Below are 14,447 nucleotides of genomic sequence, written 5' to 3'. Positions count from 1 at the left end.
ACCTCCAATATCTGATAATCATTATCAGCACACTATCCGATGTGATGGTCCCAACTCCAGGGCTTGGTACTCGTTAGTGCGCCTAGCGGCGGCGCATTGACCACATTTGCGGGGCCCGCTCGGTCTGTACAGCCACGTCCCAGCCCAGAGCCGGCGGCCCGGTCTCCAGCCGGAAGGTGCGCGCCATGGCGCGGGCTAGCGCAGGGTCAGTGGCCACTTGGCGGGCAAGGTCGAAGGCCCGGTCCTCGACCGCCTCGTCGGCGACCGACTCCCACGCCAGGCCCAATTGAGCCGCGCGGTCCCCGTCGATCTCGGCACCGCACAGCGCCATCGCCGCGGCCGCTTCGCGGCCGGCCAGGCGGGACAGCAGCACGAAGTGTCCCCCGCCCGGGTGCAGACCGATGCGCTGGAAGCCCGACATCAGCCGCGCGGTGCGAGACACGATCCGCAGGTCGGTGGCCAACGCCAGGTTCAGGCCCGCGCCGACCGCCGGGCCGCGTACGGCGGCGATGGTGACTGCCCGCACGGACCCGATCCGGGTGAACGCGGCATAGATGGCCGACAAGCCCGCATAGGTGCCCTCTTCGGCTGGGTCAGATCCAGCGTCGCCGAGCGTGGTGGTGTGCGCTCCCGCGCAGAACGATCCGCCCGAGCCACGGATCACCAGTGCGCCGATCGAGTCGTCGGCGTCGATGCGGTCGGCGGCGGCGACCAGTTCCCGGGACATCTCCGGGGTCAGCGCGTTGCGCCGCTGCGGTGCGGCCAAGGTGAGGGTGGCCACGCCGCCTTCCACGGTGAGTTCGATCTCCACGGTTTCTCCGTTCATGCGGGGTTATATGCCGGTGATCGTGGGCCACAGCCCGTCGCCGTCGCCGGCGATAACAGCGCGGCCTAGCTCACGCGCCCAGTACTCGGCGGAGCCGCACTCTTCGCGCCAGGCCCACAGTCGACGCGTTAGGTGATGGAGGCGGTGTTCCTGGGTAAAACCGATCGCCCCGTGAACCTGATGGGCAATCCGGGCCGCCGGTCCGGCCGCGGCGCTGGTCCGTGCTTTGGCCGCGGCTATGGCCAAGGTCGCGGCGTCCGGATCGGCAGCCACTGCGGCGACCGCCGCCTGCGCGGCGGCACCGGCGCCCGCAACCAGGCCGGCCAACTCGGCGATCTGATGGGCCACGGCCTGAAACTGCCCAATGGGCCGGCCAAACTGGACCCGCTCTCCGGCGTAGCGCACCGTCGCCTCCAGCACTGCATCCAGGGCGCCGGAGAGTTGGACCGCGCGGGCGAGCGCACCTAGGCGGCGCAGCTGGCCCGCCGTGCCTGGCGGCACTTCGGCAATAGCCGAGCTGGGTATGCGCACTCCGTCGGCGGCCAGGTCGTCGCGAGGCTCACCGGCCAGATTGTCGATGCTCACCAATCGGCAGTCGGCAGGGTCGAGGAGGGCCGCCAGCGCGGGCTGCTGATCATCGGTCACCACCAGCACGCGTTGAGACATTCGCGCATACGGCACCCGGCTGGCGACGCCACGCAGGACGGCTCCGGCGCCGTCCGGCGTGAGAGTCAGACCGGCCCCGTAGGCCACCGTCACCGGCCCGTCGGGCAGGGCCAGCCCGGACACGGTGCACCCGGCGGCCACCGGGAACAGCGCCTCGGCCAATGGGACGGGCGCGGCGTGTGCGGCAGCCACACGCAGCACCGCGGCCGCGTCGGCAATTCCACCGCCGGCGCCCCCCAGCCGTTCGTCAACCCCGATCCGGGTCAGCCCGATCTCCTCGAGCCGCTGCCAAAGCTGCGGGCTCCATGAGCCCTCTGCTGCGGAGATGAGCTCCGGAGTGCAGTGCCGGTCCAGCAGGTCCGCTGCGGTGCGTTCGACCAGATCGATGTCGCTCATCGCAACCCCAGGCCCCGCGCCACGATGCCGCGCAGTACCTCGTTCGTGCCGCCGCGCAAGGTGAAACCAGGCGCGTGCAGTACCGCCCGCGCTAATTCCCGTTCGAGGGGATGAGGTGAGTGTCGGCTCGGTTCGACCTGCGCCAACGTCCGGACGACATCGATGATGTCGTTTTCCAGCGTGGTGCCCGCGTCCTTGACCAAGGCGGCGGCGACATCGGGGGCCTCCCCGCGATCCAGCGAGCCGGCGATCTGGAGCGAGAGCCGGCGCAACGTCCACAGCTGTGCTACGAGCGCGCCGACAGCGATCGCCTGACGATCATCGTCGGGGTCGGCGCCGCACACCAGTTCGCGCAGCAGCGGCAGGGTCGACAGGAACCGCTCCGGCCCGGAGCGTTCGTAGGCGAGCTCGGAGGTGACCTGCCGCCAGCCCGCGCCCACCTCGCCGAGGACCATGTCGTCGCCGACGTGGACGTCATCGAGGACGACCTGATTGAAGTGATGCTCGCCGTCCAGCAACCTGATCGGTGTGATCGTCACTCCCGGCGAGGTCAGGTCGACGATGAACTGGCTCATCCCCGCGTGCCGGTCCCCCTGCTGCAGTGGTGCCGTCCGGCACAACGCGATCATGTAGTGGCAGCGGTGAGCCTGGCTGGTCCACACCTTGGTCCCGTTGAGCACCCAACCGTCTCGCTCGCGTCGCGCGGCGGTCCGGATGGAGGCGAGATCCGAACCGCTATCGGGCTCGCTCATCCCGATGGCGAAAAAGCACTGGCCCGCCGCCATCGCGGGGAGGAACTTCTTGCGCTGCGGCTCGGTGCCGTAGCGCAGCAATGCCGGCCCGCTCTGCCGGTCGCTGACCCAGTGCGCCACTACCGGTGCTCCGGCCGCGAGCAACTCCTCCACCACGACGAACCGGTGCAGTGCCGGCCGCTCATGCCCGCCGTAGCGGCGCGGCCAGGTCATCCCGAGCCAGCCGCGATCCCCGAGGCGCGCCGAGAAGTCCGGGTCGAAACCGGCTAGCCAGGCGTCGGTCTGCGGCTCGAACGCGCCCCGGCGCCGCTCGTGGTCGAGGAATGCCCGGACCTCATCGCGCAACTGTTCGGCCTCGACGGGAAGCTCGACGTCCGGCAGCCGCAACTGCGGCGAGGCCATCGTTGACGTGGCCATCAGCTCACCACCTGGGAAGCGAGGCCAGGTTCTGATCCGTCGCCGCGCGGCATGTGCGCGCAGCGATCGTGTGGGATTGCGGTCACGATCGCTTCCTTCCGGGCTAGAGCTGGGCGCAGCAGGGGACGTACTTCATGTCCGGCGCTCACCGTCTCAACAATACCGTATAGATCGTAATCATTATGATCTGGAGATCTCCGGTTGGTTGTTCGGGGATTTGCCATCGCGGTGTCCAGCCGATGCCGGCGATCCGCGTGAGCCATCCCGTGCTTACCCGATCGTGTGAAGTTCAGCAGGTCGGCCGCTCCGTGCTCTATCCTCGCAGCCGGACCGTAATGCCATAATCATTCGCACGGACTAGAGAATCTCGCCCGGAGTACGGGCAGCCAGACGTTCACTCCACGGCGGTGCCGTGCCGATCGCAGGAGGACCGACATGGCGACGAACCCACCAAAGCTGCTTTCCTCGTCCGAGGACAGGCTTGAGGAACCGATTCCCGCCAACCAGATGCCGCTCGGTTTGGTCGGCACCCCATGAATGCGCCGGTGACGGTCAAGGAAGCCGGGTTCGGCGTCATGCTGCCCAATTTCGATCCCCTACGGCTCGGTACGCCGCCGCTCCTGGCTGCCGCCCGCCTCGCAGAAGACCTGGGGTTTGAGTCAGGGTGGGTTGGCGATCATCTGAGCTTCCATCCGCCAATCTTGGAGCCGTGCGGGGCGCTCGCGGCCGTCGCTGCTGTCACCCAGCGTCTGGTGCTGGGCACCGGCGTGCTGCTGTTGCCGATGCGCAATCCGGTATGGACAGCGAAGCAGCTCGGGACGGTCGCCGCGCTCGCGCCGGACCGCCTGATCGTCGGAGTCGGAGTGGGCGGGGAGAACCCGGCTGAGTTCGAGGCCGCCGGGTACCCCGTTGCACAGCGTGGCCGCAGGCTGGACGAGGCGATGGTTGTCGTCGATGCGCTGATGCGCGGCGAGGCGGTGGACCATCCGGGCCCACTGCTTCCGGTGCATTCGCCGAAGCTGGAGCCGGTGCCATCGTCGCGCCCGCCGCTGGTGGTCGGTGGTCGATCCGCCCACGCGGTGCGGCGCGCGGCCCGGCTCGCTGAAGGCTGGTTCGCGGTGTGGCTGAGTCCCCGTCGAGTGCGTGCGGCAGTCGAAGATCTGCGGGCTCACGCGGAGGAGTTCCGCAGGCCCGTGTGCACGACGGTGATGTTGGTGTTCGCGCACATCACCGAGGGCACCGAAACGGGTCGCGCCGAACTGCAACGATTCGTTGCGGGTCAGTACGGCATGCCGGTCGAAGCTATCGAGAAATGGTGTGTGATCGGCAGCGAGGCGCGGGTGGCCGACGTGCTCGCGGAGTACCGCGACGCCGGCGCCGAGTCGTTCGTGATAATGCCGACCGCCGCTAACGTGTTGGCACAGTACGAACGACTCGCCGCGGTTCGGGAGCAGCTTGCGACGCACGTCTGACGAGTCGCTCGACCGAACTCGCGCCCTCTTGCGTAATGAACTCTCGCACCAGTAGATGCCCGGCGCGACCAGCTCGCCCGCTACCTGCGAACCGCGGTCGTCAGCCGATAGCGGTGATCCGCGTGGGCCAGCTGGCACATCGCCGCTGTGCGTGCGACGGTGTCGAGTCCCCGCAGGTCGGCGGCGCCGTGTTCGGTCACCACCCAATGCACATCGGCGCGCCCGGTGGTGACTGGACCGTCCACGCGGTCCACGATGCGAGAGACCGACCCGCGGTTGGCGGTCGACGGCAGCGCCACGACGCCCACTCCTCCCGGGGACATCGCCGCGGCGCGTAGGAAGTCGACCTGGCCGCCGATCGCGCCACGCCGTCGGCCTCCGATCCCCTCCGCGTTGACCTGGCCGGAGAGGTCAACTTGCAGTGCCGAGTTGACCGCCACGAAGCCAGCGATCTTGCCCGCGACTGCCGGGTCGTGCACCCGCTCGACCGGGCGCACCTCGACGGCCGGGTTGTCGCGCAGGAAGTCATACAGCCGGTCGGTGCCTACTGCGGTACCGGTGACCACCGCCGGCCCGCCCGGCTCCCGGGCGAGCGCACCCGCCTCGGCGAGACCCACGACCCAGTCCCCGACTAGTCCACTGTGCACGCGCAGGTTCCGGTGCCCATGCAGCGCGGCGGCGACCGCCGAGGCCAGGGCGCCGATACCCAGTTGTACGGTGGCGCCGTCGGGCACCAATCCGGCGACATGCGCGCCGATCTGCGTGGTCACCGGGTCGGGCGCCGGATCGGGCACCTGGATCAAGCAATGGTCCGCCGGCACGGTGGCGGCCAAGCGGGAGTGCGGGATCGGCACCGGGCCGTGCGTGCGGGGTACGGCCGGGTTGATCTCGCCCAGCACGACGCGGGCGACGTCGAGCGCGGCGGCGAGGTAGTCGACCGTGACGCCCAGGCTGTGGTTGCCGTCGGCATCCGCGGGGGACAGCTGACACAGCACGACGTCGGCACGCAGACGGCCCGACCGGAGCAGCTTGGGCAAGGCGGACATGTGGCAGCTGATCACCTCGAGCGGGATGTCGGCTGCCGCGCCGAGCGCGCCGTAGGACCGCAGTTGAAGCCCCGGGGCCGCCAGCCGCGGGTTGTAGGTCAGTCCTACGAATCCGACGACCTCGCCCAGCCGCTCGGCCTGCTCGGCCAGCGCCGCAGTGAGCGTCAGCGGCTCTCCGGCACCCTGGCCCCACAGAATCGTGTCTCCCGGCCGCACGAAGCGGCTCAGGTCGATGTCGGCCGCGGGGACCGTGGGAACCGGCCAGTGGACGCGCATACCCCGATCGCCCACGCGGGTTCAGCGCTGCGGCCTCAGCCGCTCGGCCCGCGATCGCAGCGCATAGCGCATGAACTTCCCCGTGCTGGTCAGCGGGAACGACTCGACCATCTCGACCGCCTCCGGCCACTTCGTCCGGCTGACCCCCTTCTTCTCCAGGAACGCGGTGACTTCGGCGAGCTCGAGGCGGCCGCCCGGTGTGCTCGGGACGATGAACGCCGCGGGCCGCTGACCGAGCCGTGCATCAGGCATGGCCACCACCGCCGCCTGACCCACCCCCGGATGCTCGTAAAGGACCTCCTCGACTTCGCGTGGATCGATCTTGTACCCGCCGCGGTTGATGAGGTCGTCCCGGCGCGACACGAAATATCCGTAGCCATCGGTGTCGAAGCGGACCACATCGGCCGAACGGAACCAGCCGTCGGCGGTGAACATCTTGGCCGTCGTCTCCGGCTGGCCGTAGTATCCGACGATGAAGCTGGGTCCACGCGCCCACAGCTCACCTTCTCCGGGTAATGGCACCTCGCACTCGGCCTCGCCTTCCTCCACCAGCTCCATCAGCCGCTGCTGCACGCCGCGGACGGCCTTGCCGAAACTTCGGCTGGTGATCGAGATCGGGTCGCCGGGCCGCGTCATGTGGGTGACGCCCGCCTCGGTGTAGCCGTAGAACGCGTACACGTCGGCGCCGAGGTCGGCGTTGAGCCGGTTGAGGATGTCGGCGGGACACGGGGCGCCGGCGTAGCAGATCGCGCGCACCGAACGCACATCGCGCTCGCGCAGCCGCGGGAACCGGGCGAGGTCGATCAGCATCGGGGGAGCCCCGAGCAAGTAGCTGGGGCGGTCCCGTTCGAGCAGTTCAACACAGCGGCCCGCGTCCCAGGCCGCCAGCAGAGTAAACGGCGCCCCGCGGTGCAGCGCGGACAGCACACCGATCCCCAGGCCGGTCAGATGCGCGATCGGGGTGACGATGATCCATTGCGCGTCGGCGGGAAACCGCTGTTCGGCCTCGAAGTTGCGGATCCAGAAGAGGTTGTTGGCGTGCGTGTGCAGCTCGGCCTTCGGCCGCCCGGTCGTCCCGGAGGTGAACATGATGAAAAACGGGTCGGCCCCTGTCGGGCGCAGCGCTGCGAGGTCGTGGTCCGGCCCCTCGGCGCTCACCAGGTCCTCGAAGCGGATCGTTCCGGCCGCGCCGGTACCGCCAACCGCGATCACATGCTCCAGTGTGTCGATCCGCTCGCGCATCACCAGAGCCAGTGGGACGTACTCGCGGCTTCTGAGCCGCTGCGGCACTATCAGCGCCCGCGCCCCAGTCAGTCCCAGCACATAGTCGAGCTCGTGTTCGTCGTAGGCCATGTGGCAGAACACGGCGAGCAGTCCGGCGCGGGCGCACGCCAACAAGGTCAGGCAAAACTCGCTGGTATTGGGCAGTTGCATGGCTACCCGGTCGCCCGGGCGCAGACCCAGCCCCAGCAGCGACGACGCCAGTTGACGGGTGCGTTGCTCGTACTCACGGTACGTGGTCCGGCGCCCGTCCTCGTCGAGGATGGCCAGCGCGTCTGGGCGCTCGGCGGCATGCCGCTCGAGGTCGTGCACAAAACTCTGCTCGGTCCAGGCTCCCTCGTCGACATAGCGTCGCAGAACCTCGCGCGTGACCCAGGTGTCCTCGCGCGCGGCCAGCGAGTCCAGCCGCGCATTCAGTCGATCGGCCACGTTCTCACTCCTATGTCACGTGCCGCTCAGCCCGGTGCGGCTCATGTGCTGCGCGGCTGGGGAACTGGCGGGTACCGAAAGGCGTTGCCACCGTCCCCGTGCGGTCGAGGCGCCCGTTCTCCGCGCCCTTGCGTCGCCGCATGACAGCGGCCTATTTATTATAAGCATATGGAGGTATAGTACAGGCTTTGTGATCGCTGTCACTCACCCTGCCGGCATGCATATCGGACGAGGGGGCGGGTGCGTGCATGACGGTATCGACAGCTAACGAAGGCTAATGGAGGGGTGATGGGTTCAGATTCTGCTTCCAGTACCGGTAGGCCGTCGCTGGTTTGTTTCGGCGCCGACATCTATCAGCTGCGCGACGCGGCCGTCGCGGCGGAAAAGGCCGGCTTCGAATCGGTGTGGGCGGCGGAGTTCTACGACCGGTCCGCGACGATCGCTCTGGCCGCAATGGCCACAGCGACCTCGACGATCGAGCTCGGCAGCGGCATCGCCTACGGTTTCGGGCGAACGCCGTTGGTGCTCGCCGCTGAGGCGCGCGATCTAGACACGCTGTCGGATGGTCGGCTGCTACTCGGCCTGGGTACCGGCACCAAACGGATGCAGCAGGACTGGCATGGACTTGATGGCCAGCACCCGGCAGCGCGTATCGAGGAACTTGTCGGGCTGTTGCGCCGCCTGTGGCGGCTGCATGAGGGCCCGATCGCTCACGATGGGCGCTTCTACCGCCTGCATGTCCAGCCGACCGCCGCGGTGTCGGCGCCGCTGCGCACCGATATTCCGGTCTATCTTGCCGGCGTGAACCGGCGCATGGTGCAGGCGGCAGGTGCGGTGGCTGACGGCCTCGTCGGCCACCCCTTGTACACCCGCGACTACGTCGAGCAGGTGGTTCGGCCGATGCTCGCCGAAGGTGCCGCGCGTACCGGCAGGCGGCCGAATGTGCCCATCGCGGGGTATCTCATTTGCTCGGTGGACCACGACGAGGCGCGTGCCCGCGCCCGCGCGGCGGCGCAGATCGCGTTCTACTCGACCGTGAGGACATACAACCCCATCCTGCAACTCGGCGGGTTCATGCGCGAAGCGGAGGCGATCCGCGCCGCGTGGAAGAAGGGGTCGAAGGAGTCCATGCTGGCCGCGGTCAGCGACCCGATGATCGACGCGATGGCCGTCGCCGGTACACCCGAACAAGTCCGCCAACAGGTCCAGCAACGCTGGGCGGGGGTGTACGAACGGACCCTGCTCTACCCGCCGACCTTTGGCGGTGAGCCCGACCTTGGCCTGTTGATCGACAGCTTTGCCCAATGAGCGGCGGGCCTGGCGACTGTCAGCTGACGATCAGGGTGACGGTCTCGGCGACGCAGACCGGACGCTCGACGCCGGCTGCTTCAACGACCCAGCCGAACACCACTTGGGTGCCGGCCGGCGTGGTTTGCACCCGTCTGATGGTGGCGGTCGCGCGGATCTTGGAGCCCACCGGGACGGCAGCGGGGAAGCGCACTTTGTCAAGGCCGTAGTTGAGCCGCGCTGATCCGGCCTCGATCGAGTAAAGCCGCGAGCCGAAGGCCGGCAGCATCGACAGCGTGAGGTAGCCGTGCGCGATGGTGCCGCCGAAGGACGACGCGGCGGCCCGTTCCACGTCGACGTGGATCCACTGATGGTCACCGGTCAGGTCGGCGAACCGATTCACGATGGCCTGGTCGATCTGCGTCCAGTCGGTGGTGCCGAGCCCCTCGCCGATCGCCGACTGCAGCTCCTCGATCGAGGCGAACACCCGCGCGGTCATCAGACGACCCGCTCGAAGACCGCGGCCAGGCCTTGGCCACCGCCGATGCACATCGTTTCGAGTCCGTAGCGCGCCTGCCGGCGGTGCAGTTCACGCGACAGCGTTGCGAGCATCCGGACCCCGGTGGCGCCGACCGGGTGGCCGAGCGAGATGCCGGAACCGTGCACATTGGTGCGCTCGTGGTCCTCCTCGGTGAACTTCCACTCGCGCATCACGGCCAGCGCCTGGGCGGCGAACGCCTCGTTGAGTTCGATCACCTCCATGTCCGCCAGCGTCAGTCCGGCGCGGCCGAGAGCCGCCTCGGTGGCCGGCACCGGGCCGATGCCCATGATCTTGGGCGGAACCCCGGCGACCGCCCAGCTGACCATCCGTACTAGTGGACGCAGGCCGAGCTGGTCGGCCAGCTCCGCGGTGGTGACGAGGCACATCGCCGCGGCGTCATTCTGACCGCTGGAGTTGCCCGCAGTCACGGTGGCCTCGGGGTCCGAGGAGACCAAGATCGGCCGTAGTCTGGCCAGGGATTCAAGCGAGGTGCCCGGCCGCGGGTGCTCGTCGGCGTCGACCACGGTGTCACCCTCGCGGCCGGGAACAGTAACCGCCACGATCTCCTCGGCCAGCACGCCGGCCTGCTGGGCGGCGACCGCCCGCCGGTGGGAGCTGACCGCGAGCCGGTCCTGCTCCTCGCGGCAGATAAGGTATTCGCGGCGGAGGTTCTCGGCGGTCTCGAGCATCCCGCCGGGCACCGGGTGGAATCGGCCGCCGGCTGTGGACCGCGCTCTGACCAACCCGTCGTGTATCTGAACGCCGGAGCGCGCGCCGCCCCACCGGATGTCGGTGGAGTAGAACGCCGCGTTGCTCATGCTCTCCGTGCCACCGGCGACCACGACATCCTGGGCACCGGTCTGCACCTGCATCACCGCGTTGATCACGGCCTGCAGCCCCGATCCGCAGCGGCGGTCCAGGTGCTGTCCAGGAACGGTGACCGGCAGCCCGGCGTCCAGGGCGACCACCCGGCCGATCGCTGGCGCCTCGCTGTTGGCGTTGCAGTGGCCGAGGATCACGTCATCGATGCGCTCTGCGTCGATGCGGGTGCGGTTCAGCAGGCCGCGCAGGGCGATTACTCCCAAATCTACGGCGGTGAGGTCCTTGAACATGCCGCCGTAGCGGCCGATAGGGGTGCGAACGGGCTCACAAATGACGACATCACGCATCGGTCGTGCCTTTCGGCGTGGGTGGACTGACGGCGCGGCCGGTCACATGAACCTCCCGCCGGTGACCTCGGCGACGGTGCCCGTCATGTACGACGAGAGGGAGGACGCGTAGAACAGCGCCACCGCGGCGACCTCGGCCGGTTCGCCGGCGCGACCCATCGGTATCTCGGCCATCTTTTGATCCCAGACCTTCTGCGGCATGGCCTCGGTCATCGCCGTCCGGATCAGCCCGGGCTGGATCGCGTTGACCCGCACGCCGTGGTGGGCCACCTCCTTGGCGGCGGCCTTGGTGAGTCCGACGATGCCCGCCTTCGCGGCCGAGTAGTTCGTCTGCCCGGCCATCCCGACCTTGCCGGACAGCGATGAGATGTTGACGATGGCTCCGGACTTCTGCTCGCGCATCCGGGCAGCGGCCAGCCGGGTGCCGTTCCAGCAGCCCTTGAGGTGCACGGCGATGACCTGGTCGAACTGCTCCTCGGTCATTGTGCGCATGCTCGCGTCCCGGGGGATGCCGGCGTTGTTGACCATGACGTCTAACGACCCGAAGGTTGTCACCGCAGTCTCCAACGCCCGCTCGACCTCCACCGCGCTGACCACGTTGCACGCGACGCCGACGGCCAGATCCGACCCCAGAACCTTGGCCGCCGCCGCGGCGATAGCGCCGTCGAGGTCGGCAAGCACGACCCGGGCGCCCTCGGTCGCGAACGCCTCGGCAATGGCGTACCCGATGCCCTGCGCACCGCCGGTGATGACCGCCGTCTTGTTGTCGAGGAGACGCATCAGATGGTCCTGTTCTTGTTGCGAGCTACCAACTGGGCCGCGATTACGTTGCGCTGGATCTCGTTCGTGCCTTCGCCGACAATCATCAGTGGCGCGTCGCGGAAGTAGCGTTCGACCTCGTATTCGCACGAGTAGCCGTAGCCGCCGTGGACGCGGATCGCGTCGAGTGCGACCTGCATCGCGACCTCGGAGGCGAACAGCTTGGCCATGCCGGCCTCCATGTCGGCCCGCTCGCCTGCATCCAGACGCTGAGCGGCGTCCAACGTCATCAGCCTCGCGGCCCGCAGCTTGGTGGCCATGTCGGCCAGCAGATTGCCCACCGACTGGTGCTGCCAGATGGGCTTTCCGAAGGTCTCCCGCTGCTGGGCATAGGCCAACGCGTCGGCGAGGGCGGCCTGTCCGACGCCGACCGCGCGGGCGGCAACCTGAATTCGTCCTACCTCAAGCCCACGCATCATTTGCCGCCAGCCGTCGTTCGGTTCGCCTCCCAGGACGGCATGGGCCGGCACCCGCATCCGGTCGAAGGTGAGTTCGCACGCCTCGACGCCGCGATAGCCGAGTTTGGGGATCTTGGCCGAGATGGTCAGGCCCTCGCCGGGCTCGACCAGCACCACGCTCATGCCCCGGTGCGCCGGCTGGGCGTTTCGATCGATGACGCAGAGCAAGCCGATCAGGCCGGCGTGCTGGGCGTTGGAGATCCAGGTCTTCGAACCGGTGATCACCAACTCGTCGCCTTTTCGAACAGCGTGCGTGTGCATTCCCTGCAGATCGCTGCCACCAGACGGCTCGGTCAGCGCCATCGTCGTGCGAAGCGAGCCGTCCGCCATCCGGGGCAGATAGGCCTCCTTCTGCGCGGTCGTGCCGAAGTGGCGGATCAGGTAGCTGATCACGGAGTGTCCGCCCATCGCGCCCGCCAGGCTCATCCAGCCGCGGGCCAACTCCTCGGTCACCGCGGCGAAGCAGGCGGTGCTGACGTCCACACCGCCATGCTCCTGAGGGATGAGGAGCCCGAAGAAGCCGAGCTTCTTCATCTCGTCGATGAACTCCTCGGGGTAGGTGTCGGTCGCCTCGAACTCCCGCACCCGGGGCCGGACACGGTCGTCGACGAACGCGGCGACGAGGCCGATCATGGCCTGCTCATCGGTGGTCAGACCGCTCATGGGCGTACTCCTAAAGGAAGCGGGTGGGTGGTCAGGCCTGCAGTGGCCCAGTGCGAGCGCTCAGGGCAAGTCATCGCAGGTACAACCGCACTGTGTCGATCTCATCGCGGAGCAGGCGGACGTCCTCCCGGGTGGGGCGTGCCGTCTCACAGACGTCGTGGGCGACAGGAATGTCCCAGCCGGTCGCGGCCTTGACGTCCTCAACCGTCAGCCCCGGATGTACCTCGCTGATGAGCAACTCGCCGAACTTGTCTGGCCGGCGAAGGACCGCCATTGGTGTGATTACGGCTGACACTCCGTGACCAGGGGGCACCATCCGCACATCCTCTTCGCGTGCGCGCACCGGGCTGGGCGAGGTGCAGAAGTCGAGCCGTTGCGGAAGTGCACCGGGGTCGTGTCGGCGCAGCACGACGATGCACTCTCCGGCGTTGGGCATGATCTCGGTGGCGCCGCCGGCACCGGGCAGCCGCACGCTCGGCTTGACCCAATCGCCGATGATGCTGGTGTTGAGGCTGCCCCAGCGGTCCACTTGCGCGGCGCCCAGGAAGCCGACGTCGATGTGGCCGCCCTGCAGCACGTAGCCGAAGAGGGCGTGCATGCTGATCACGGCCTCGGCGCCGGAGACCAGGACGGAATCGGCGATGCCCTCGGCCAGTCCCTCAGGGTGCGAGCCGCAAACGCCGGATTCGTACACCAACTCGAGGTCGGGGTTTATCGTGCGCCGCGCCAGGTCGACGGCCAGGGTCGGCAGCCCTACGCCTGCGAAGACCCGGGTCTTCCCCGCCAATTGGCGGGCCGCGACGGTGGCGAGGAACTCGGTGCTCGACGGTGCGACGTCGGACACGGGCGAAGCCGTCATGAGTGCTCCAAGACGGCGGAAGCCCGGCGGCCGAAGTTGACCGGCCGTGAAGTGCGCTCGAGGACCCGCAGGTCGGCCCAGCGATCCTGCCCGAGGTGCTCGAGATATGCCGCCCGGTCGGGCATTCCGTAGACCCACTCCGAAAGCCACGAGAGGACGGCGGCGCGGTCACGGCTGATCGGCGTCCACTCGCGATAGAAGGCGTTGTCGCGGTCGTAGTAACCCTGGCTATAGGACGGGTGCGCACCGCCCGAACAGCAGACAACCGCGGTGACGGCGTGCGCGGGGATGACCGTGCGGTTCGGATCCGACCTGATTACCTCGGATTCGACGATCTCCTCGACGGTGACGATCACGGTGCGTGCAGCGTAGGCGGCCTCCTGCTGAGCGCCCACGATGCCCCACATCTGAACATTGCCACAGCGGTCGGCACGCTGGGCATGCACGATCGTGACATCCGGCCTGAGCTGGGGCACGACGTAGACGTCGGGTCCACCGTAGGGGTCGCCAACCTTGCGGATGGCGGTGTTGAGCTTCGGCAGGTCGCTGCCGGCATAGGATCGCAAGGGAAAGAACGGCAGGCGGGCGGCACCCGCTTGGTAGCGGCAGACCATCCCGTAGTGGCTGTACTCCTCAACCTCAAGGGGTCTCGGGTAGGCCCGCTCGATGCGCCGGCGCACTTCGTGCAGGGATCCGGCGGAACCGCTTGCGAAAAAGGAGGCGATCAGCCGGCGCACGCAGCCGGCCGCGATCAACTGGTCGGCCAACAGATCGGGCGTCATCCGGCAGAGTGTGAGCTCCCGGCGACCTTGGCGGATGATCTCATGGGCCGCAGCGAATGGGATCAAATGGCCGAAACCCTCCATGGCGATCACCATGCCGTCGGCCACGTGCGCGGCGACCACCGACGCTAGGTCGGTGACCTTGTCGGTTGTGGCCATACGGGCTCCCTGACGAACTCTGGTGGCGGCGAATCGACTTTCAGCGTCCCCGATGTCCAGGGCAGAACTCCAATACTTCTTGGGTCGTCGATTCATACACCTGCTGGTATCAATAGGTCGGAACACATATCCGACCGACGGCAAAACGG

At 68.3% G+C, this 14,447-nt stretch carries 13 protein-coding genes; 2 read left to right on the top strand and 11 right to left on the bottom strand.

The window, feature by feature from the left end:
* Positions 1-82: 82 nt before the first annotated feature.
* From AAHS21_RS15000 to AAHS21_RS14990, 3 genes are read right to left on the bottom strand one after another with little or no spacing between them, the layout of a single operon-like run.
* Positions 83-826 (bottom strand): enoyl-CoA hydratase-related protein, encoded by a 744-nt coding sequence (locus AAHS21_RS15000; protein WP_342928406.1) that lies wholly within the window; start codon positions 824-826, stop codon positions 83-85.
* 6 nt (positions 827-832) lie between these two features.
* Positions 833-1,888 carry an acyl-CoA dehydrogenase family protein gene (locus AAHS21_RS14995; RefSeq protein ID WP_342928405.1) on the bottom strand — a complete coding sequence of 352 codons (1,056 nt, stop codon included), beginning with the start codon at positions 1,886-1,888 and terminating at the stop codon, positions 833-835.
* Positions 1,885-3,057 carry an acyl-CoA dehydrogenase family protein gene (locus AAHS21_RS14990; RefSeq protein WP_342928404.1) on the bottom strand — a complete coding sequence of 391 codons (1,173 nt, stop codon included), beginning with the start codon at positions 3,055-3,057 and terminating at the stop codon, positions 1,885-1,887. Before AAHS21_RS14990 ends, AAHS21_RS14995 begins: the two co-directional genes overlap by 4 nt.
* A gap of 545 nt (positions 3,058-3,602) precedes the next feature.
* Between AAHS21_RS14990 and AAHS21_RS14985 the strand changes: the two genes are divergently transcribed.
* A complete protein-coding gene (locus AAHS21_RS14985; RefSeq protein ID WP_342928403.1) occupies positions 3,603-4,529 on the top strand; it encodes an LLM class flavin-dependent oxidoreductase in 927 nt (308 codons plus the stop codon).
* Positions 4,530-4,609: 80 nt separating this feature from the next.
* Here AAHS21_RS14985 and AAHS21_RS14980 read toward each other — a convergent pair whose 3' ends face one another.
* Positions 4,610-5,851 (bottom strand): acetyl-CoA hydrolase/transferase C-terminal domain-containing protein, encoded by a 1,242-nt coding sequence (locus AAHS21_RS14980; RefSeq protein ID WP_342928402.1) that lies wholly within the window; start codon positions 5,849-5,851, stop codon positions 4,610-4,612.
* Positions 5,852-5,872: 21 nt separating this feature from the next.
* Positions 5,873-7,561, bottom strand: coding sequence for a class I adenylate-forming enzyme family protein (locus tag AAHS21_RS14975; RefSeq protein ID WP_342928401.1), 1,689 nt, complete (start codon positions 7,559-7,561; stop codon positions 5,873-5,875).
* A gap of 288 nt (positions 7,562-7,849) precedes the next feature.
* On the opposite strand from AAHS21_RS14975, the gene AAHS21_RS14970 reads away from it, so the two are divergent.
* On the top strand, positions 7,850-8,869 hold the full coding sequence (locus AAHS21_RS14970; RefSeq protein WP_342928400.1) for an LLM class flavin-dependent oxidoreductase: 1,020 nt from the start codon (positions 7,850-7,852) through the stop codon (positions 8,867-8,869).
* A gap of 19 nt (positions 8,870-8,888) precedes the next feature.
* Here the strand turns inward: AAHS21_RS14970 and AAHS21_RS14965 are convergent, their stop codons facing one another.
* The 6 genes from AAHS21_RS14965 to AAHS21_RS14940 form a co-directional block, all read right to left on the bottom strand.
* Entirely contained in the window at positions 8,889-9,347 is a 459-nt protein-coding gene (locus AAHS21_RS14965) for a MaoC family dehydratase (protein WP_342928399.1), read from the bottom strand.
* Positions 9,347-10,558, bottom strand: a complete 1,212-nt coding sequence (locus AAHS21_RS14960; RefSeq protein WP_342928398.1) for an acetyl-CoA C-acetyltransferase — start codon at positions 10,556-10,558, stop codon at positions 9,347-9,349. The genes AAHS21_RS14965 and AAHS21_RS14960 overlap by 1 nt, the downstream gene beginning before the upstream one ends.
* A gap of 42 nt (positions 10,559-10,600) precedes the next feature.
* Positions 10,601-11,338 (bottom strand): 3-oxoacyl-ACP reductase FabG, encoded by a 738-nt coding sequence (gene fabG, locus AAHS21_RS14955; protein WP_342928397.1) that lies wholly within the window; start codon positions 11,336-11,338, stop codon positions 10,601-10,603.
* Positions 11,338-12,498, bottom strand: coding sequence for an acyl-CoA dehydrogenase family protein (locus AAHS21_RS14950; RefSeq protein WP_342928396.1), 1,161 nt, complete (start codon positions 12,496-12,498; stop codon positions 11,338-11,340). The genes fabG and AAHS21_RS14950 overlap by 1 nt, the downstream gene beginning before the upstream one ends.
* Positions 12,499-12,568: 70 nt before the next feature.
* Positions 12,569-13,357, bottom strand: a complete 789-nt coding sequence (locus AAHS21_RS14945; protein WP_342928395.1) for a CoA-transferase — start codon at positions 13,355-13,357, stop codon at positions 12,569-12,571.
* A complete protein-coding gene (locus tag AAHS21_RS14940) occupies positions 13,354-14,298 on the bottom strand; it encodes a CoA-transferase (RefSeq protein ID WP_342928394.1) in 945 nt (314 codons plus the stop codon). The genes AAHS21_RS14945 and AAHS21_RS14940 overlap by 4 nt, the downstream gene beginning before the upstream one ends.
* Positions 14,299-14,447 lie beyond the last annotated feature (149 nt).

The sequence above is a fragment of the Mycobacterium sp. 050272 genome, assembly GCF_039023525.1.
Taxonomy (GTDB): domain Bacteria; phylum Actinomycetota; class Actinomycetes; order Mycobacteriales; family Mycobacteriaceae; genus Mycobacterium.
The sequence above is the reverse complement of the archived record's forward strand: the minus strand, read 5'-3'. Positions and strand labels throughout refer to the sequence as shown.